Raw genomic sequence first — 20,755 nt, forward strand, 5'->3', positions numbered from 1 at the left:
TCGGTCCCCGCCGTCTCTCGGTTCCAAAGGGTATCGATCTAGATGATGCCTCGATGCACGGCCCGACCATTCCTGCCGATGCGGCAGGAACAAAGGCCTGCGACTGATCAGCTAGCCTTCCCCGAAGAGAGGGTAAGGCCGGGAGGCGGTGCCGACAATCGCAATCTGAATAGGCGCACTTTGAATGAGGTGGTCCGGAACCGGCCAGGCGTCAGCCGGCCGGTTCCATTACCTGAGCTCTTACTTGGCCGGATGGTACCAGCTGTCGAGGCCGGTCTGCAGCTTCTTGGCCGCCGCTTCCGGCGTATCGGTGCCGTTGATGACGTTGGCCGATTCAACCCAGGTCTCGTTCTCGAGGTTCGGCGTGCCGCGCGACAGGATCTGGTAGGTCGAGCGGATCGTCGACTTGCACTTGCCGCGCCAGGAGACGAATTCCTGCGCCAGCGGGTCTTCCATCTTCACCGGCGAGGAGTTCAGGCTGAAGAAGCCCGGCAGTGCGTTGGCGTAGATGGTGGCGAAATCCGGCGAGGCGACCCAGGACAGGAAGGTCTTGGCCGCATCGGCGTTCTTCGAAGCCGCATTCAGGCCCATGCCGATATCGGTATGGTCGGAGATGTAGCAGGTGTCACCGGCCTTCTCGACCGGCGGCGGGAAGGCGCCCATCTTGAACTGCGCCTGGGTGTTGAACAGGCCGATCTCCCACGAGCCGGCCGGGTAGATGGCGGCGCGGCCGAGCGTGAACAGGTTCTGGCTGTCCGGATAGGTCTGCGCCTCGAAGCCATCGCCGAGATAAGGCTTCCACTTGGCCAGTTCCTCATACGGCGCGACCCAGTCCTTGTCGGTCAGCTTCTGATCGCCCTTGATCAGCGCCGCGCGGCCGTCCTCGCCCTTCCAGTAGTTGGGGCCGATGTTCTGGTAGCCCATGGTCGCGGCTTCCCAGAGATCCTTGGTGCCCATCGCCATCGGGATGTAGGTGCCGTCGGCCTTGATCTTGTCGAGCGCGGCGAAGAACTCGTCGCGGGTCTCCGGCACCTTGATGCCGAGCTTGTCGAAGGCGTCCTTGTTGTAGATGAAGCCGTGGATGACCGAGGCCATCGGCACGCAGAAGCTCGCCTTGCCGTCGTCGGTCTGCCAGGCGGACTTGGCCACCGGCGAAAAGTTCTCCATGCCAGGCAGCGCCGAGAGATCGGCAAGGTTGCCCTTCTTGAACAGCTCAAGCGACTTGTCGAACGGGCGGCAGGTGATCAGGTCGCCCGCCGAGCCGGCGGCGAGCTTGGCGCCGAGCGCGGCGTCATATTCGGTCGGAGCCGAGGGTGCGAACACCACCTTGATGCCCGGGTTCTTGGCTTCGAAAGCCGGGATCAGCTTGTCCTTCCAGATGGCAAGGTCGTCGCCGCGCCAGCTTTCGATGTTGAGCGTTACGTCGTCGGCGTGAGCCAACCCGGCCGAGCCGAGAATGCTGGTGCCCAAAAGCAGTGCCGTCAGTAGTTTCGTTGTCATGCTCAGTCTCCCTGTTGACCTTTTTCAGGTTCGGTTTTGATGAGAACAGAGGCTTTTGAGCCCTTGCTCCCCTCTATAGCGGAAAGGGCCGGCCGCAACTTCTGGCCGGCCTCTTCCAGTATCTTCTGCGCCGCGTCAGTGCTGTCGGCGCCGGCGGCGAGCAGAATGGCGGTCTTGACCGCGCCGCCGCTCTTTTCGAGCAGGCGGGCCGCTTCGTCCGTGCCGCGGCCGCTCACGGCGGCGACGATGCGCGCCGCGCGGTCGCGCAGCTTGATGTTGTCGGCCATGAGATTGACCATGTAGCCGTCATGCACATGGCCGAGATGGATGGCGGTCAGCGTCGACAGCATGTTGAGCGCGATCTTCTGGGCAGTGCCGGCGCCCATGCGCGTGGAGCCGGCGATCAGTTCCGGCGGCGTTTCGAGCAGGATGGCGGTTTGTGCCTGGCGCAGCAGCGCAGAGTCCCTGTTGTTGGCGATGCCGATGGTGGCAGCGCCGCGGCGGGCAGCCTCCTGGATGGCCCGCACGGCATAGGGCGTCGTGCCGCTGGCGGAAATGGCGATCAGGCAGTCGCCCTTGCCGAGGCTGGCCTCGGCGACCGCTGCCGCGGCTTCCTCGGTATCGTCTTCCGGCCCGCCGGCCAGCGTGCGGAAAGCGTCGTCGCCGCCGGCGATCAGGATGGCGATGCGGTCGCGGTGAATGCCGAAGGTGCCCGGCAGCTCCAGCGCATCGGCCAGTGCCATCAGGCCTGAGCTGCCGGCCGCGGCGTAGGCAAGCTTGCCCCCGCTCTTCAGCCTGCCGGCGATGATCTCGGCGGCCCTGGCGATGGATGGAATGGCATGGCGCACCACCTTGGCGGCTTCGATCTGCGCATCGGCCAAATAGGAAAGGATGGCGTCCGGAGGCTGGATATCCAGCCCCTCGGCATTTTTGTGAAGCGCTTCGGTGCGCGTTTCGGCCATCCCGGTTCCTCCAATACCAGAACAATACCAAAAAAATACCACTTGTCCACACGCATTAACGAATTCGCGGGCCGGAAATCGCTGAGCCGCCGAAATACGCAGATTTTTCAATAAAATACGGCTTAAACTTTTTGAAACGGAAATTAACCCTTGGCTATTGGTATTTTATTGGTATTATCCGCCCGGAGGAGAAATCAACGTGAATTTCGTGCTCGGAATCGATGGCGGCGGCACCAGCTGCAGGGCCGCCCTGGCAACGGCGGACGGCACGGTGATCGGCCGCGCCAAAAGCGGCGCCGCCAACATCCGCACCGACCTGACCGGCGCCCGCTCGAACATCGTCGAGGCCGCCAGGCAGGCGTTCCTCGTCGCCGGGCAGGATCCGGAACTGATCCCGCGAACGCCCGCAATTCTCGGCCTTGCCGGCGCCAATGTCGGCACCTACCGGCAGCAGCTCGAGGCGATCCTGCCATTCAGCATCAGCCGCGTCGAGACCGACGCCGAAATCGCGCTGGAAGGCGCTGTCGGCTCCGGTGACGGCGCCATGGCGATCCTCGGCACCGGCACCGCCTATATGGCGCGCATACAAGGCAAATCGCGCGCCATCGGCGGCTGGGGCTTCCAGGTTGGCGACCAGGGCAGCGGCGCCCGTATCGGCCGCGACCTGCTCGAACAGACACTGCTTGCCTATGACGGCGTCCGCGCGGGCTCGCCGCTGACGCAGAGCATGCTGGCCGTCTTCCGCAACAACCCGGAGGATGTCGTCGAATTCACCACCAATGCCAAGCCCGGCGATTTCGGCGGCTTCGCACCCAAGGTGTTCGAACACGCCGAGAAGGGCGACAGCGTCGCCAACTGGATCCTCGACAGGGTGGTTGCCGATGTCGAAGCCTCGCTCGGCGCGCTCGATCTCGCCGACGACGCGCCGCTGTGCCTCCTCGGCGGGCTGGCGCCGCTCTACGCGCCGCGCCTGTCTGCCCGCTACCGGGCGCTGCTGAAGCCGCCGCTCGACGACGCGCTGGGCGGCGCGGTGCAGATGGCGGTTCGCCTTTTCGCCGGACACGCGGAGGCAACTCGATGAGCGAGGCCGCCGACCAGATCTTCGCCACGCTGAAACATCAGGCGCAAAGCGGCGCGCCGCTTTATCTGCAGCTGCGCAAGAGCATCGAGGACGCGGTCAATCGCGGCCTGATCGGGCCGGGCGACGCGCTGCCCTCCGAGCGCGACATCGCCACCAAGGCCGATATTTCGCGGGTCACCGTGCGCAAGGCGGTGCAGGACCTGGTCAAGGGCGGCATCCTGGTGCAGCGCCACGGCTCCGGCACCTTCGTGGCGCCGCGCATGGAGCGTGTCGAACAGTCGCTGTCGCGGCTGACCTCGTTTACCGAAGACATGGCGCGGCGCGGCATGGTGGTGCGTTCGGCATGGCTCGACCGCGGCCTTTACGCACCTTCGCCCGATGAAATGATGGTGCTCGGCCTGTCGTCGAACGAACTGGTGGCGCGCGTGGCGCGCCTGCGCATTGCCAACGACACGACGCTGGCGATCGAGCGGGCCTCGCTGTCGGCCAGCGTGTTGCCCGACCCGGCCGATATAGGCTCCTCGCTCTATGCCGCGCTGGAATTGACCGGCAATCGGCCGGTGCGGGCGGTGCAGCGCATTTCCGCCGCCAATCTCGGCGACAGCGACGCGCGCCTGCTCGAAGTGCCGCCAGGCATTGCCGGCCTGCACATCGAACGCATTTCCTATCTGGCGAGCGGCAAGGTGATCGAATTCACCCGCTCTATCTACCGGGGCGACGCCTATGATTTCGTCGCCGAACTGCGGCTGACAGGGCCGAGCGAAGAGGGCCGACCATGAGCACGACAGAGCCGACCATGTCGACAGAGATGACCCATATGCGGCGCGAGATCGAGGAGGTCCCGCAGGCCGTCGCCCGCCTGCTCGACGGCTCCGGCGCCGTGCTGACCGAAGCCGGGCGCGGCATCCGTGAACGTGACCCGCAGTTCGTCGTCACCGTGGCGCGCGGCTCGTCCGACCATGCCGCCACCTTCATGAAATACGCCGTCGAGCTGACCGCGGGCCTGGCCGTCGCATCGGTCGGGCCGTCGATCGCCTCGATCTATGGCCGCAAGCTCAGGCTCGCCGGCTCGGCCTGCCTGGCGATCTCGCAGTCGGGCAAGAGCCCCGACATCGTCGCCATGGCCGAAACCGCGCGGGCGGGAGGCGCGCTGACCGTCGCCATCACCAACACCGCCGATTCGCCGCTGGCGCGTGCCTCGGACTATGCGATCGACATCCTGGCCGGCCCCGAGCGCAGCGTCGCGGCCACCAAGACCTTCATCAATTCGGCCGTCGCCGGCCTCGCTCTGATGGCGCATGCCACCGGCGACGATGCGCTGCTGGCGGCGCTTGCCCGCCTGCCGGAGCATTTCGGCAAGGCGATCGCCTGCGACTGGATGAGCGTGCTCTCTGAGACGATCGAGAAGCAGAAGTCGTTGTTCATCCTCGGCCGCGGACCGTCGGCGGCGATGGCCAATGAGGCTGCGCTGAAATTCAAGGAGACCTGCGGCATGCATGCGGAAGCCTACAGCGCCGCCGAGGTCATGCATGGCCCGCTGGCGCTGGTCGGCCCCGATTTTCCGGTGCTGGCGCTGGCCGCGCGCGACGCGTCCGAACCGTCGATTGCCGAGGCCGCCGACAGCCTGGCGGCCAAGGGCGCGCCGGTGTTCGTCACCTCGGCACTTGCCCAACGCGCCGTGCGCCTGCCGCATGTCGCCACCGGCCATCCGCTGACCGATCCGCTGACGCTGATCGTCTCCTTCTACATGTTCGTCGAGGCGTTTGCCCGCCATCGCGGTCTCGACCCGGACACGCCGCGCAATCTTCGCAAGGTGACGGAGACCGTATGAGCAATCGCTTTGCCCTGACTGGCGCCCGGATTTTCGACGGCGACGATTGGCATGAAGGCCACGCGCTGGTCGTGCGCGACGGTCTCGTCGAGGCCATTTTGCCCACGGGCGCCGTCCCCTCGGACATCGCCCTCGTCGACGCCGGTGACGGCCTGCTGGTGCCGGGCTTCGTGGACCTGCAGGTCAATGGCGGCGGCGGCGTCATGCTCAACGACCATCCCGATGTCGCTTCCATCGAGACCATCTGCCGCGCGCACGCGCCCTTCGGCACGACGGCGCTGCTGCCGACGCTGATCACCGACACGCCTGCAATCACGGCCGCCGCTGTCGCCGCCGGTGAGGCAGCGGCGCGCCAGAAGGTGCCTGGCTTTCTCGGGCTGCATCTCGAAGGCCCGCATTTGTCGGTCGCCCGCAAGGGTGCGCATGATCCGGCGCTGATCCGGCCGATGACCGATGCCGATCAGGCGATGCTGATCGCGGCGCGGCAAAAGCTGCCGGTGCTGCTGACCACCATCGCGCCCGAATCCGTCGAGCCGGCTCGCGTCGCGGCGCTGACTAAGGCCGGCGTCATCGTCAGCCTTGGCCATTCCGACACCGGCTACGCCACCGCCAGCGCCTTTGCCGCGGCGGGTGCCTCGATGGTTACCCACCTGTTCAATGCGATGAGCCAGATCGGCAATCGCGAGCCTGGCCTGGCTGGCGCCGCCATCGACATCGGCACCTTGTCGGCCGGTCTCATCGCCGACGGCATCCATGTCGATCCGGCCACCATCAAGATCGCACTGCGCGCCAAGCAGGGGCCGGCCAGGATTGTTCTGGTCACCGACGCCATGGCGACAATCGGCACCGACATGACGTCGTTCACGCTCAACGGCCGTACCATCTATCGCAGGCATGGCAGCCTGCGGCTCGGCGACGGAACGCTGGCGGGCGCCGATCTCGACATGATCTCGGCCATTCGTTTCACCCACCGCGTCATCGGGGTCGAGCTTTCCGAGGCCTTGCGCATGGCTTCGCTCTATCCGGCGCAAGCAATCGGCCAGTCGCACCGGCTTGGCCGATTCGCCAACGGCACGGCTGCGGATATTGTCGCGCTGTCGGACGATCTCGACCCGAAGGGCGTCTGGATCGGCGGCGAAAAGGTTTTTGGAGCCGGCTACGGCACTGCGCATTGATATCGGCTGTCGTCGTGAAACCTTTTGATTTTGAGGTCGTTGTCGGAGCGTATGTCCGAGGCGAAACCCAAATTGAAACAGGCCGACGGCATCAAACCGCGCGGTGCCTTGAAGCCGCGACAGCAAGCGCCGCGTGACCACAGGCCGCGCCACGAGGATCTGCGCGAAAAAAAACCGCCGACTGCCGAAGCTGCCCCCGAGGTCGACGGCCAGCCGGGACCGCCACCGGAGGCTGTCGAGCCGGACCCGCAACTGACGCCCGAAGAAGCCGAGCAGGCGCGCCGGAAATACCTGCTGCGGCGTTTCTGGATCAGCGGGCGCGGCTACTGGGCCAGGCGGGGCGATGGGCTTGCCTGGCCGCTCACGATCGGGCTGTTGATCCTGATCTGCGTCAATGTCGGCTTTCAGTACGGGATCAACGTCTGGAACCGCTCCTTCTTCGACGCCATCGAGCAACGCAACGTCCACACCGTCTATGTGCTTAGCGCCATATTCCTGCCGCTCGTCGCTGGAAGCGCGGGCCTTGTGGTCGCGCAGGTCTATCTGCGCATGACGATCCAGCGCCGCTGGCGTTCCTGGCTGACCACCGCCGTCATCGCACGCTGGCTTGCCAATGGCCGCTACTACCAGTTGAACCTCGTCGCCGGCGACCACTCGAACCCCGAAGCCCGCCTCACGGAGGATCTGCGGATCGCCACCGAGTCACCCGTCGATTTCATCTCCGGCGTCCTCAATGCGTTCCTGTCGGCCTCGACCTTCATCGTGGTGCTGTGGACGATCGGCGGCGCGCTCACTTTGCCGATCGGTGGCGAAAACCTGACCATTCCCGGCTTCCTCGTCATCACCGCGGTCATCTATGCCGCCATCACCTCCACGTCGATGGTGGTCATCGGCCGGCATTTCGTCCGCCTCTCCGAGCAGAAGAACCAGGCGGAAGCCGAATTCCGCTACACGCTGACGCGGGTACGCGAAAACGGCGAGAGCATCGCATTGCTCGGCGGCGAGGAGGAGGAGCGTAGCGGCATCGACAGGAATTTCGGTCATGTGCTCAGGCAATGGGCGCTGCTGACGGGCCAGCACATGCGCACGGCGCTGGTGTCGCAGGGATCGAGCCTGTTTGCGCCGGTCGTGCCGGTCCTGCTTTGCGCGCCGAAATTCCTCGAAGGCTCGATGTCGCTCGGACAGGTGATGCAGGCTGCCTCCGCCTTCGCCATCGTGCAGGGCGCGTTCGGATGGCTGGTCGACAACTACCCGCGTCTTGCCGACTGGAACGCCTCGGCGCGACGCATCGCCTCGCTGATGATGTCGCTCGACGGGCTCGAGCGTGCGGAGCAGAGCGACGCGCTCGGACGCATCCAGCACGGCGAAACCGAAGACGGTGCGATGCTCAGCCTCGACGATCTCTCCGTCACGCTCGACGACGGCACCTCCGTGGTCAAGGAAACCGAGGTTGCGATCGAACCTGGCGAGCGTGTGCTGGTGGCTGGCGAATCCGGCTCGGGCAAGTCGACGCTGGTGCGGGCCGTTGCCGGCCTGTGGCCGTGGGGCGGCGGCAGCGTCAATTTTCATGCCGACAGGCGACTGTTCATGCTGCCGCAACGTCCCTACATCCCCTCGGGCACGCTTCGCCGCGCGGTCGCCTATCCCGCGGCCGCGGACAAGTGGACGATCAAACAGATCAAGGCCGCCCTGGACAAGGTCGGCTTGGCCTATCTTGCCGAAAGGATCAAGGAAGAAGCGCCATGGGACCAGACGCTGTCGGGCGGCGAAAAGCAGCGTCTCGCTTTCGCGCGCCTGCTGCTGCACCGCCCCGATATCGTCGTGCTGGATGAAGCAACCTCGGCGCTCGACGAGAAGAGCCAGGACGCCATGATGGCGACGGTGATCCGCGAATTGCCCGATGTCACCATCATCAGCGTGGCGCACCGTGCCGAGCTGGAAGCCTTCCACAGCCGCAAGATCACCCTCGAACGGCGCGAGGGCGGCGCCAAGCTTGTCAGCGACATCAACCTCGTGCCGCGCAAGCGCAACCTGCTGAAGCGCGCCTTGTGGGGCTCCGGCAGTCGGGTCGAAAGGGCGCGCAAGGAGTAAGGCGCCGCTGCCCCGGGCACCGCGCAACTATGATGCGTATATGTCCTTGTAGGTGTCGCGCAGCAGGTTCTTCTGTACCTTGCCCATGGTGTTGCGCGGCAGTTCATCGACGAAGATCACCCGCTTCGGATGCTTGTATTTCGCCACCCGTCCGGCGATGGCGCCGAGAATTTCGGCACCGGTGATCCGCGATGACGGCGCCCGCACGACGACGGCGGTGACGCCTTCGCCGAAATCCGGATGGGCAACGCCGATGACGGCGCTTTCGCTAACCCCGTCGAGCGCATCGATCTCGCTTTCGAGCTCCTTCGGGTAGATGTTGTAGCCGCCCGATATGATCAGGTCCTTGCCGCGGCCGACGATGTGGACATAACCGTCGGCGTCGATCGTACCGAGATCGCCGGTGATGAAAAAACCGCCGGCGCGGAATTCCGCCTTGGTCTTCTCCGGCATGCGCCAATAGCCGCCGAAAACATTTGGGCCCTTCACCTCGATCATGCCGACCTCGCCCTGCGCAAGCGCTGCGCCGCTGTCTGGATCGGTGATGCAAAGCGTGACGCCGGGCAAGGGGAAACCGACGGTGCCGGCGCGCCGCTCGCCCTCATAGGGGTTCGAGGTGTTCATGTTGGTCTCGGTCATGCCGTAGCGTTCGAGGATCGCGTGGCCGGTGCGCTCGCGCCAGGCCTTGTGCGTCTCGGCCAGCAGCGGCGCCGACCCGGAAATGAACACACGGATGTTTTTCGCCGCCTCATGGTCCAGCCCCTCATGCTGCAGCAGGCGCACGTAGAAGGTCGGCACCCCCATCAGGGCCGTGGCACGCGGCAGCAGCGAGGCGATGCGGGCCGGATCGAACTTCTGCTCGAACAGCATCGAGGCGCCGGCCATCAGGACGACGTTGGTGGCGACGAACAGGCCGTGCGTGTGGAAGATCGGCAATGCGTGGATCAGCACGTCGTCTCCGGTGAAACGCCAGTGCTCGACCAGCACGCGCGCGTTCGAAGCAAGGTTCTCGTGGCTGAGCATGGCGCCTTTCGAACGGCCGGTGGTCCCCGACGTGTAGAGGATTGCCGCGAGGTCATCCGGCCCGCGCGCCACGTCATGAAAATCCGTCGGCAGCCGCGAGGCCTGGTCGGTCAGCGATCCCCGGCCATCGCGGCCGAGCGTGACGGTGACGGCGCCCGTCTTTTCCGCCAGCGCGCCGATGTCGGCCGCTCTTGCCGGATCGCAGACGACCAGGCGTGGTTCTGCGTCGCCGAAGAAATACTCCAGCTCAGCCAGCGTGTAGGCGGTGTTGAGCAGCAGGAAGACGGCGCCGGCGCGCAGGCATGCGAGATAGAGCATGACCGCTTCCGGGCTCTTCTCGACCTGCACGGCAACGCGGTCACCGGGCTCGACATCCAGTTGCAGGAGCGCATGCGCAAACTGCGCCGAGCGGGCCAGCATATCGCCATAGGTGATCGAGCGGCCATCATCGGTTTCCATCAGCAAGCGCGCTGGCGCCGGCATCCGGAACCGGAACGCATCGAACAGATGATTGCTCATGAAGACTTCCCTGGGGTGCTGCGGCGCTGAGCATGCGCCTGTCGCGGCATGCCTCGGCGGCGAGAGTTCGCGGTTCTTGGCCGCGCCGTCAAGCCCGCCGACAGCGGTTCACGCCGGCCGCGCCGACGCAGGTTGCGTGCAAGAAACGAGCACAAGAGACCCGCCAGGAAACGACTGCTATCGCCGAGCGCGTTTGCCGGCGATTTCTTTCGTTTCCTCGTCCTGCTCGAAGCGCTTCATGCACATGGCCGCAGTCAACCGGTAGTGGTTGAGCAGGGCCTCGACGGCACCGTCGGCATTGCCGTCGAGGGCACATTCGGCGATCAGACGATGCTCGCCGAAATCGTCGCGCTGGACGCCTTCGCCATCATTGGCCATTTGCCGGTAGCGATAGGCGTGATCGGAGAGCTGGTCGCAAAAGCCCACCAGCCATTGCGACCGGCAGGCCGAAATCAGCACCCTGTGGAAGATGCGATGCAGCCTCTCCCAATCGGGATTGAGCGAGAAGAGATTCTGCGGTGCCAGACGTGACGCGCGTCCCAGGCGATGCAGCGCCAGCACGAGCTGTTCTTCCCATTCGGCGGTGCGGTGGGTGATGGATTCGCGAAGCGCTCGCTCCTCGAGCCAGCAGCGGGTGCGCGTCAGCTCCTCGAGTTCCGAGGCGCTGACCGGCATGATGAAGAAGCCGCGCTGGTCGTGCCGGCCGAGAAGCCCTTCCGAGGCGAGGCGATTGAGGGCTTCGCGGACAGGCGAGGCGCCGGCCCCATATTTGGAGACCACCCACTCGACCCGCAGCTTGCTCTCGGCTTCAAGGACACCGCCGAGAAGATCGTCCCGCAATTGCTGATAGACCGTAGTGGCAAGCGTGCTCTTCGGTCCGGCAGCGTCGTCGTTCAGATTGGCAGCTCCGTATGTCAAAGCGACTCCTTGTCCCCAGGACTTGTCCCGGGCGATTCGAGTCCGAAAGCATTCGCCTTCTCGTACTTGTACCATACAGCGCGAAGATTCGCCTGCTCAAGCAGAAGATCACGTTATTGTACTTTAGCACAAAGGAATATGCGGCATTTGGGAGTTCAATGCTGTAATTCCGTGCATTTTCACAACCTGCGGGCACTTAACATGTTTTGTATGCACGCAGGAGAACCTGTTCTTTTTGTTCTTTTGTATTCGTGCGAGATCAACTGTCTGCTTTGGGCATAGACGACGGAGCTGAAAACCGAATCAGGCAATCGCTCACACCCGATGCCGTTGCCCCAAAAGCTTCACAAACCCGCCCGGCACCAGAACCTTAGCCGGCATGCAGGGCTGACGCGGGAACACTGCTGGTCAACCGGCTGCCTTATCGGCTGCCGTCCTGATCGCCTGGATGTTCTGCCGATAAGCCTCGACGCTGCCGCCTTTGAAGATGGCGGCGCCCGCCACCAGCACGTCGGCGCCGGCAGCGGTGACCAGCGGCGCGGTTTCGGCTGAAACACCGCCGTCGATCTCGATTCGGATCGGCCGGCCTCCGATGAGGGCCTTGACCCGCTTCACCTTGTCGACGATCGCTGGGATGAAGGCCTGGCCGCCGAAGCCCGGATTGACGGTCATGATCAGGATCAGGTCGAGCCGGTCGAGCACGTATTCGACCACGCTTTCCGGCGTCGCCGGATTGAGCGACACACCGGCCTTCTTGCCAAGGTTCCTGATGGTCTGCAGCGAGCGGTCAAGATGCGGGCCGGCCTCGGCATGGACGGTCAAACCGTCGCAGCCGGCCTCGGCGAAAGCGGCCAGATAGGGGTCGGCCGGGGCAATCATCAGATGGCAGTCGAAGAAGGCCTTGGTGCGGTTGCGGATCGCCTTGATCACTGGCGGGCCAAAGGTGATGTTGGGCACGAAATGCCCGTCCATAACATCGAGATGTATCCAGTCGGCGCCGGCTGCCGCTACCGCTTCGACCTCATCGCCGAGTTTGGAAAAATCCGATGCCAGCACCGATGGTGCAATCAGGGTCTTTCTGCTCATGGATGCGGCCTTTCCGAGTGTCCTTCTCGTTGGCCACCCTATCGACTGCCTAATGCGCCGCAGCCGACTTGTCGAGGGTGCAGGCGCGGTCGACGCGCAGGCTGGGACGCGTGCCGTTATCCGCGATCATGGTGCGGCCAATTCCCGCTTGTCCCCACAGCTGCGAAGAAAACCCCGCCGGATTGCTCCGGCGGGGTTTCTGGTCTCGTGTCGAGCAGGTGGTTATTGCTGCTGGAGCTTCAGGATTCTGTCTGGAACCTGGTCCTGCCGCTGTTCGACTTGCGGCCTGCGCCGTGGCAGCACCTGCTGCAGCAGCAGGCCGGGGTTCAGCTCCAGCGACGGTTGTCCGCGGACCGCCCGGCAGTTCGGGTAGCGCCCGATCGTGCCTTCCGGGCAGCGCCTCCTGATGATCGGCTGGCACTGGCCATCGATCATCTGCGAGCCCGGTGCGCATTCCACCTCCTGCCTGCGGCATGCGCCGTTGATCACCTCGGTGCCGCGCGGGCAGACACACTCGCCGCGCTTGTTGTGGACCTGGCCGCGTATGTCGCATTGCTCCTGCGTCGGCTGCTTGCGCCGGCAGGCATTGCCCCGCACCTCGGTACCCCTCGGGCAGACACAATTGCCGTCGGCGTCGTGGACCTGGCCACGGATGGTGCACTGGTCAGGCCTTGGCCGGATCGGGCGGCAGGCGCCGTTTCTGACCTCGTTGCCTTGCGGGCAGACGCAGTCTCCGTCCGCGTCGTGGACCTGGCCACGGATGATGCACTGCTCAGGCTTCGGCCGGATCGGACGGCAGGCGCCATTGCGCACCTCGGTCCCTCGCGGGCAGACACAGTCTCCATCGGCATCGTGGACCTGGCCACGGATCGTGCACTGCTCCGGCTTTGGCTGGATCGGGCGGCAGCCATTGCCCCTGATCTCGGTTCCCCTGGGGCAAACACAATCGCCATCCGCATTGTGGACCTGGCCACGGATAGTGCACTGCTCGGGCTTGTCGGTCCTGACGCACCTGCCGTTCTCGAGCCCGGTTCCGCGTGGGCAGACGCAGCGTCCGTCCTCGGTGCGGATCTGGCCCTCGAGCAGCACACAGCGTTTCGGCTGTTCCGGCTTCGGCACGATACCACCGCCCGGCGAGCACTGGCCGTTGCGGTAGGTGGTGCCTTCGGGGCAAACGCAGCGGCCGGCATCGTTCATGACGAAGCCTTGCGAGCATTCCTTCCTCGTCTCCTGGCTAATGGTGAAGGGATGGCAGGCATAGGCCTTGCCGCGATCGCCCTGCACATTGATCTGATCGCCGCCAAGCACGTCGCCACCGCCCTGCACCCGTGTGTCGGGAGACAGCACGCCGACGCAATTCTGGCCGCTGACATTGCCCTGCAGATTGGCCAGGCGGCCGTCGTCGGGAATGACCACGGTGACATGGTGTACCCGGCTTTCGCCGGCGCCGAGCGTCAGGTTGGCAATGCAGGACGCAGGCAAGGTTGCCGGTTCCGGCGAGCAGCCGAAGGGCGGATCGATCGAGGTGATCTCAACGCCTTCCAGCCTGCCGAGCCCCTCCACGCCGATCGCATCGCCGATGCGGACCGGCCCGGAGAAGGCGGTCGCTCCGTCATTGGTGATGGTGATCTCGAACGAGCAGGGTTGGCCGAGCCTGCATTCGCGGTCGCCGGTCTTTTCGACACGGATGGTCGAAGAACCGCCGCCCTTGGCGCAGGCCTGGCCAAAGGGATAGACGACGTCGTCGCTCGGCGCAGGCCCATAGGAGCCGCGCGCGCAGTTTTCGAACGCGCCATTCGCCGAGACCGTCACGTCGAAGTGGCGGCTGGTTCCAGGTGTCATGACGGCACCGGGAATCTGGCACGACAGCGCATTGGCCGGAACCGGTCCGCACGCCCATTCCGCGCCGTCGGGGGTGACGGTCTGGATCTGGACGGGCGCGCCGCCGGCCACCAGCGTGGCGGCATCGTTGACCCGCACCGGACCGTTGGGGGCAGCGGTGCCAAGGCTGATGACGGTGATGCGGCAAGAGACGACCGCGGCACCGGCGAGCGAGCCGTTGCACACCTTGGTGATGCGCAGGGTCGGCTTGCCGCCATTGGGATGACGGAAGCGTTCCTTGGCGCAGGCCTTGTTGTTGGTGAGGTCGTTTTCACCGGGGATGGGCTTCACCTCAGCGCAATTCTCGACAGTGTCCGACTGGTAGCCGGCCGGCATGACCGCCTTCACGAAGATCGGCGTCGAGGCGCCCGCAGGCAGCGAGATGCCGGCATTGTCGCAACGGAACTGGCCGGGGCCGTTCGGTCCGCATGTCCAGGGCGGGCTCGGCCCGAAGGTCGAGGAGGACGGCGCGCCGCCCGGATAGCTGTCGATCACCGTCAGCGGTCCGTTATAGGTCGATGTGCCGTTGTTGATGATGTCGATCACGAAGGTGCAGATGCCGTCGGCCGAGCAGACCGGGACGCGGGCACGCTTCTTCAGGATCAGGTCGACCTTCTTCTCCACCAGCGGCCGGCAGTCGCGGTCACGGTCGCCGCGCCGGCAGATCGGGATCGAGGCACAGCCGCGATCGTTCGACTGGCTGCCGAACAGCGGCTTGCCGCTGGCGCCATAATTGTAGGTGGCGCAGTTGCGTAAAGCACCGCCTTGCCAGCCTCCGGCCGGCTTGAAGCCGAGTTTGAGGTCGACGGAGGCCCCCGGATTGAGCGTGGTCACCGGATAGGTGCAGGTCATCGGGGTGGTTCCGGGTACGCAGACCCAAGGTGGATTTGGCCCTGAATCGAGCGTCGAGCCGGCCGGCAGCGTCACCTCGTCGAGCACGATCTTGCCGTGGTAGGCTCCGGTGCCGACATTGGTGACCCTGATGGTGAAGTCGCAGCCGCCGCCCATCGTGCAACGCGTCACGTCGGCGCGTTTCTCGACCTTGAGGTCCGGCTCCTTGTCCCTGGGCGGGCACCTCTGGTCACGCGGGATGACGATGTCGATCGTCTGCGTGCAGCACAGGCCCCAGCCTTCCTTCGGACCGGCATAGGTTTCGATGCCGGTGACGATGAGGTGGATGACGTCGCCGGGCGAGGCACCGACGATCTTCCAGTTGAGCACACCGCCGCCCGCCGGCACCAATTGGGTATCGGGGATGATGTTGATGCCGGGCGTGCTCGTCGACACCTGCACCCACTTGCCGCCCATCTCCGGGCCGACCGGCATGTGATAGATGAAGGCGCCGCCGCCGGGCACGCAGTCGACCGTACCGCGTTCCACCTTGAAGCATTCCTTGCCGGGAGGTGGCGGTGGCGGATTGCACTTGGTGACGTCGATCTTGATCGAGGTCTTCACGCCGGTCTTGAAGTCACCGTCGTCGGGCTTGCTCGGATCCTGCGATGGGATGATGGTCCCGGTGCCCGGTCCGGCCGTCACCTTGATCATGCCCTGGTTGTCGACGATCGTCGGCGCGGGAAATGCCGCACGATCGATCTTGGCCGTGATCGCGAAGTTGATCACACGCTCGTTGGCAGCGCCGACGCCGTCGACATCGGACGTGGAGATGCGGAAATCGGAAACCGTGGCAGTATCGTTCGGATTTGCCGAAGTGCTGATCGTTGCACCCGGCAGTGGTCCGCCGGACGAATCCGTGCCGTCGCCGGACACGTTGACGTTGATGATCGCAAGGCCGTGCGGAAGCTGGTCCTTGAAGTCGATCCTGACCTTCTTCAGCCTGGCCTCGAGGCTCGGGTCGGCAAGGCCCTGCGGATCGCCGCGCAAGCCGAAGCTCAGCGAGTAGACGACGTAATCGCAGCCTCTTTGAACGCCTGTCTTGGTGAAGAAAGGCACCACCTGGTCAGGCCTCGGAGTGACGACGCGCGAACTGTCGAGATCGAGCTTCAGCTCCGGGGTGATCGAGGCAGCGTCTTCTGCAAAGCCTTGCACCGGGGTGAACATGGCGACCGCGATACCGGCCGCCATCAGCCAGCGCGCGCCGCGCCTGGCGTATGACAGGGGTTTCATGATCGTCTCCATGACGGTTGTTTGGGCGTTCGTTGCGAGCGGGGAGAGTGCGAGATTTTTCATCTTCCCCTCCTCAACGTTCGCAGCTGGCGGCTGGGGTTCTGAGCGGCAAAGTCATCTTGCAGCAAGGGTAATAGCCACCCTTGTCCTTGTCGGACTTCCTGTAGAAGCAGAGCCCGACATCGACTGTGTCGCCCGGATAGTGGCCGGTGATGTCGATCGTGTAGGGCTTGCCGGGCGCATGCGACTGGGATGATGTCACCCCGACGCCTGGCGTCCTGGACTGGACCTTGATCGAATCGCCGCCGAAGCCGGCATGGTCATGGAGATAGAGATCGGCCTCGAGGCCGGAAGGCGTGCAGTAATACTGGACGTCGTCGACGTCGAGACATGGAGGCAGGTTGCCGGGTGGTGGGAAATCCGGCGGGTAGAAGGGGGGCAGGTAGCCGCCCGGGATTTCCTCGTAATAGCCGGCGCGGCCCTCGCAAGGGTGCCAGACGGCAACATCGCCGACATGGCCCTCGACCTCCGGGTCTTCGAAATAACCGTCGAAGTCGACGAACCATGAGCCGAAGGGCGGCACATTGGCCGGCTTGACCAGCTCTTTCGGCGTGATCTGCACACCGTGTACGGCCAGCGGCCCGCCGGCTGCGAGCTGTTCGGCGAGTGAAGGATTGTCGCGCAGCTTGTCGCCCGTGTTGACCAGCGTCTGCGTGCAGACGGAGCTGTCGAGATTGCCGTCGGCATCATAGCCATATTGCAGATCAAGACCGCCGGCCGACTGCCGGTTGCCTTGGGGGAAGCCGACCGCATATTCCTGCGGCACTTCGACCCAGAGCGATTCCGTTTCCGGATCGTCCGGGTTCTCCCGGAAGTAGCGGATGACCTCGCCTTTACCGGAATCGGCGAACTGGCTGTAATCGTAACGGTTCTCGACCGGACCGCGCTGGGCCAGGTACATGAAGCCGCTATTGTCGAAGGCGATATCGGTGACGGCGTAGTCCTTGTCGGCCCTGACCGTCAGTTCCCAGCGCGCGTCACCGGCAAAACTGCCGTCGCGAGCGATGCCCACCGACCAGATTTCCGACTTTTCGCCGACCGAATAGTAGAGCCGGCCGCCATGGTAGGAGACACCCCAGACGCGGCGCTCGTCCTGCGTGTAGCCCCAGCTGTCGGGGTCTTCGCTATCGAAGGCGGCACCTTGTATGTCCATCACCGAACCATCGTCGGCGACGGGAGCGAGCCCATGCGTGGGCCGGCCGGCAACGCCGTGATCGAAGCTGTCGATCAGTCTGCCTTCGGCGTCGATGCGATGGATCAGGCCGGTGTCGAGATCGGACGCGAAGAACTCGCGGTGAGTGGCGTCGAAAGTGAGATTGCCGATGCCGGGACCGCTGTTGGTGTCGATGTCGGCGAATTTGGAGACCTGGCCGGTGATGCCGTCGATCTTCCAGACGGTGCCCGGCCCACCACCGTTTTCGGTGCCGAACTGGCCATCCATGAAGGTGGCGCCGGCAACGCCGCGGCGCTGCCTCTCGGGGCGGCCGTCATCGTCGGCATCCGGGGTGACGATACGGATGCCGTGCAGCGAGGTGGCGCCGGCATAGAGATTGGGAATGCCCGATGGAACGCCGTCGCGCACGCCGTCATCATAGGTGACGCCGAACACCTGGCCGATCTGCTCCGCCGTCACCTCGAAGGGCGGCGGCGTGTTGACCAGCTGGCCGGAGGCTGGGCCGCCCAGATGCGAAACGTCGAACACGCGCAAGGTGGCGCGCGTGGGGTCGATGAAGGTTTCGTCGACCGGATCGACGCCGGGCGGCAGGCCCTCTTTTTCGGAATCAGGGGGGTCGAAATTGGGAATGATGGTGCCGGAGAATCCGGTCACCGCCATCGAGCCGGGATAGATGATCCGGGTTTCCTGCGCCTGCGCGGCGCCCAGCCACAGGCCGAGTGCCAGCGCCAGCAACCCGCCTGGATGCACAGCACGGCGCAAGCCGCCATCAAGAGACGACACGAACGAGCCGCGGATGCGAGACATGACACTACCCCCCGTAGTCGACGGGAGAACGTCGGGGCTGGCCGCGCAAATCAGGGCAAGGCGCGGCGGTCCGGCTCGTTCTTCCCTGATCGAATTGTCTGCTTTCCTCAAGACGACGATACGCCTGGTCTTACGCAGGGTCAACGGAATCAGCGGAAAGCCCAGCGCATCGACCCCGTCCCGAAGGCGGTGGTCGCGCCGAGCTCCTGTTGTTCCCGGAGACCTCAGAGCCTCTGGGTTATTGGTCATGGGGGCTTCCTTTCCGGGCCGCACCATGCGGCACCTGGAGATCAGTCGCGGGCGGAGATGGAAAGGTTCATGGAAGGCCTGCGCAGAATGCTTGCGCGCGATGCCGCCTGTTCTTATATACGCGCCAAGCCGTTCGGCGCCGGAATGCCGGTTGCCGGAACGGGATTTCTTGTGAACAGGGGCTTTCGTCGGAACGCCTGTACGGGTCCTGAGAGCCTGCTTAGCGGAGAGACTAGAGAAATGGCAAAAGTAATCGGTATCGATCTCGGCACCACCAACTCCTGCATCGCCATCATGGATGGCAAGGAGCCCAAGGTAATCGAGAATGCGGAAGGCGCGCGCACGACGCCTTCCATCGTCGCCATCTCGGGCGACGACGAACGTCTGGTCGGCCAGCCGGCCAAGCGCCAGGCGGTCACCAATCCTGAAAACACCATCTTCGCGGTCAAGCGCCTGATCGGCCGCCGCTATGACGATCCGGTGACGGAGAAGGACAAGAAGCTTGTCCCCTACAAGATCGTCAAGGGCGACAATGGCGATGCCTGGGTCGAAGCCGGCGGCAGGAAGCAGTCGCCCTCGCAGATTTCGGCCATGATCCTGCAGAAGATGAAGGAGACGGCGGAAGCCTATCTCGGCGAAAAGGTCGAGAAGGCGGTCATCACCGTTCCGGCCTATTTCAACGACGCCCAGCGCCAGGCGACCAAGGATGCCGGCAAGATCGCCGGCCTTGAAGTGCTGCGCATCATCAACGAGCCGACCGCGGCAGCGCTTGCCTATGGCCTCGACAAGAAGGAAGGCAAGACCATTGCCGTCTATGACCTTGGCGGCGGCACGTTCGACATTTCGGTGCTCGAAATCGGCGATGGCGTGTTCGAGGTCAAGTCGACCAATGGCGACACCTTCCTCGGCGGCGAGGATTTCGACATGCGCCTGGTCGAATACCTGGCGGCCGAGTTCAAGAAGGAACAGGGCATCGACCTGAAGAACGACAAGCTTGCCCTGCAGCGCCTCAAGGAGGCGGCTGAAAAGGCCAAGATCGAGCTGTCGTCGACCACCCAGACCGAAATCAACCTGCCCTTCATCACCGCCGACGCGACCGGGCCGAAGCACCTGACGCTGAAGCTGACGCGCGCCAAGTTCGAGCAGCTGGTCGACGACCTCGTCCAGCGCACGATTGCCCCTTGCAAGGCGGCGTTGAAGGATGCCGGCCTGAAGGCGGGCGAGATCGACGAAGTCGTCCTGGTCGGCGGCATGACCCGCATGCCCAAGATCCAGGAAATCGTGAAGCAGTTCTTCGGCAAGGAGCCGCACAAGGGCGTCAATCCGGATGAGGTCGTCGCTCTCGGCGCCGCCATCCAGGCCGGCGTGCTGCAGGGCGACGTCAAGGACGTGCTGTTGCTCGACGTGACGCCGCTGTCGCTCGGCATCGAGACGCTGGGTGGCGTGTTCACCCGCCTGATCGAACGCAACACGACGATCCCGACCAAGAAGAGCCAGGTGTTCTCGACGGCCGAGGACTCACAGTCGGCAGTGACCATCCGGGTCTTCCAGGGTGAGCGCGAAATGGCCGCCGACAACAAGGCGCTCGGCCAGTTCGACCTGGTCGGCATTCCGCCGGCGCCGCGCGGCGTACCGCAGATCGAGGTCACCTTCGACATCGACGCCAACGGCATCGTCAACGTTTCGGCCAAGGACAAGGGGACCGGCAAGGAGCACCAGATCCGCATCCAGGCATCGGGTGGTCTTTCGGACGCCGACATCGAGAAGATGGTCAAGGACGCCGAGGCCAATGCCGAGACCGACAAGAAGCGGCGTGCGCTGGTCGAGGCCCGCAACCAGGCCGAAGCGCTGCTGCATTCCTCGGAGAAGTCGCTGAAGGAATATGGCGACAAGGTTTCGGAAGGCGAGCGCACGGCGATCTCCGACGCGATCGCGGCGCTGAAGACCGCGACCGAAGGCGACGACGCGGCCGACATCGAAGCCAAGAGCCAGGCGCTGGCCGAGGCTTCTATGAAGCTTGGCCAGGCCATGTACGAGGCTTCGCAGAAGGAAGCGGCGGAAGCCGACGCCAAGGCGGACGCCGCCAAGGACAGTGACGTTGTCGACGCCGATTTCGAGGAAATCGACGAGGACGACGACAAGAAGAAGTCGGCCTGAACCGTTTGACGGCAAGATAAAGCGAAAAGCCCGGCGAAGGCCGGGCTTTTTTGCAACCCCTTGCAGAAAAACAGCGGGCCTTGCTGAAAAAATGCAGGCAAAGCCGCGTCGACACTG

General features: G+C 64.6%; 13 protein-coding genes. 6 read left to right on the forward strand and 7 right to left on the reverse strand.

The window, feature by feature from the left end:
* Positions 1–240 precede the first annotated feature (240 nt).
* Together AC0L2D_RS12705 and AC0L2D_RS12710 are read right to left on the reverse strand one after the other, a co-directional pair.
* On the reverse strand, positions 241–1,500 hold the full coding sequence (locus AC0L2D_RS12705) for an ABC transporter substrate-binding protein (protein ID WP_013528574.1): 1,260 nt from the start codon (positions 1,498–1,500) through the stop codon (positions 241–243).
* A 2-nt stretch (positions 1,501–1,502) separates the two neighbouring features.
* Positions 1,503–2,462, reverse strand: a complete 960-nt coding sequence (locus AC0L2D_RS12710; protein WP_013528575.1) for an N-acetylmuramic acid 6-phosphate etherase — start codon at positions 2,460–2,462, stop codon at positions 1,503–1,505.
* Positions 2,463–2,661: 199 nt separating this feature from the next.
* On the opposite strand from AC0L2D_RS12710, the gene AC0L2D_RS12715 reads away from it, so the two are divergent.
* The 5 genes from AC0L2D_RS12715 to AC0L2D_RS12735 are packed head-to-tail and all read left to right on the forward strand — an operon-like array spanning position 2,662 to position 8,640.
* A complete protein-coding gene (locus AC0L2D_RS12715; protein ID WP_473541197.1) occupies positions 2,662–3,543 on the forward strand; it encodes a glucosamine kinase nucleotide-binding domain-containing protein in 882 nt (293 codons plus the stop codon).
* Entirely contained in the window at positions 3,540–4,322 is a 783-nt protein-coding gene (locus AC0L2D_RS12720; RefSeq protein ID WP_473541198.1) for a GntR family transcriptional regulator, read from the forward strand. The genes AC0L2D_RS12715 and AC0L2D_RS12720 overlap by 4 nt, the downstream gene beginning before the upstream one ends.
* 17 nt (positions 4,323–4,339) lie before the next feature.
* Complete coding sequence (locus AC0L2D_RS12725) at positions 4,340–5,374, forward strand: SIS domain-containing protein (protein WP_024502148.1); 1,035 nt, start codon at positions 4,340–4,342, stop codon at positions 5,372–5,374.
* Entirely contained in the window at positions 5,371–6,549 is a 1,179-nt protein-coding gene (gene nagA, locus AC0L2D_RS12730; RefSeq protein ID WP_013528579.1) for an N-acetylglucosamine-6-phosphate deacetylase, read from the forward strand. The genes AC0L2D_RS12725 and nagA overlap by 4 nt, the downstream gene beginning before the upstream one ends.
* Positions 6,550–6,600: 51 nt before the next feature.
* A complete protein-coding gene (locus tag AC0L2D_RS12735; RefSeq protein WP_013528580.1) occupies positions 6,601–8,640 on the forward strand; it encodes an ABC transporter ATP-binding protein/permease in 2,040 nt (679 codons plus the stop codon).
* Between the two features lie 27 nt (positions 8,641–8,667).
* Here the strand turns inward: AC0L2D_RS12735 and AC0L2D_RS12740 are convergent, their stop codons facing one another.
* The 5 genes from AC0L2D_RS12740 to AC0L2D_RS12760 all read right to left on the reverse strand — a co-directional run bounded on the left by AC0L2D_RS12740 (position 8,668) and on the right by AC0L2D_RS12760 (position 18,508).
* A complete protein-coding gene (locus AC0L2D_RS12740; RefSeq protein ID WP_473541200.1) occupies positions 8,668–10,182 on the reverse strand; it encodes a malonate--CoA ligase in 1,515 nt (504 codons plus the stop codon).
* Positions 10,183–10,359: 177 nt separating this feature from the next.
* A complete protein-coding gene (locus AC0L2D_RS12745) occupies positions 10,360–11,100 on the reverse strand; it encodes a GntR family transcriptional regulator (protein WP_024502152.1) in 741 nt (246 codons plus the stop codon).
* Between the two features lie 408 nt (positions 11,101–11,508).
* Positions 11,509–12,186 carry a ribulose-phosphate 3-epimerase gene (rpe, locus tag AC0L2D_RS12750; RefSeq protein WP_027161168.1) on the reverse strand — a complete coding sequence of 226 codons (678 nt, stop codon included), beginning with the start codon at positions 12,184–12,186 and terminating at the stop codon, positions 11,509–11,511.
* A 222-nt stretch (positions 12,187–12,408) separates the two neighbouring features.
* A complete protein-coding gene (locus tag AC0L2D_RS12755; protein WP_473541201.1) occupies positions 12,409–16,254 on the reverse strand; it encodes a DUF7929 domain-containing protein in 3,846 nt (1,281 codons plus the stop codon).
* Positions 16,255–16,264: 10 nt separating this feature from the next.
* Complete coding sequence (locus AC0L2D_RS12760; RefSeq protein WP_473541202.1) at positions 16,265–18,508, reverse strand: hypothetical protein; 2,244 nt, start codon at positions 18,506–18,508, stop codon at positions 16,265–16,267.
* Positions 18,509–18,721: 213 nt separating this feature from the next.
* Between AC0L2D_RS12760 and dnaK the strand changes: the two genes are divergently transcribed.
* Positions 18,722–20,638 carry a molecular chaperone DnaK gene (gene dnaK / locus AC0L2D_RS12765; RefSeq protein ID WP_024502156.1) on the forward strand — a complete coding sequence of 639 codons (1,917 nt, stop codon included), beginning with the start codon at positions 18,722–18,724 and terminating at the stop codon, positions 20,636–20,638.
* Positions 20,639–20,755: the final 117 nt, after the last annotated feature.

The sequence above is a fragment of the Mesorhizobium sp. WSM4833 genome, from assembly GCF_055811095.1.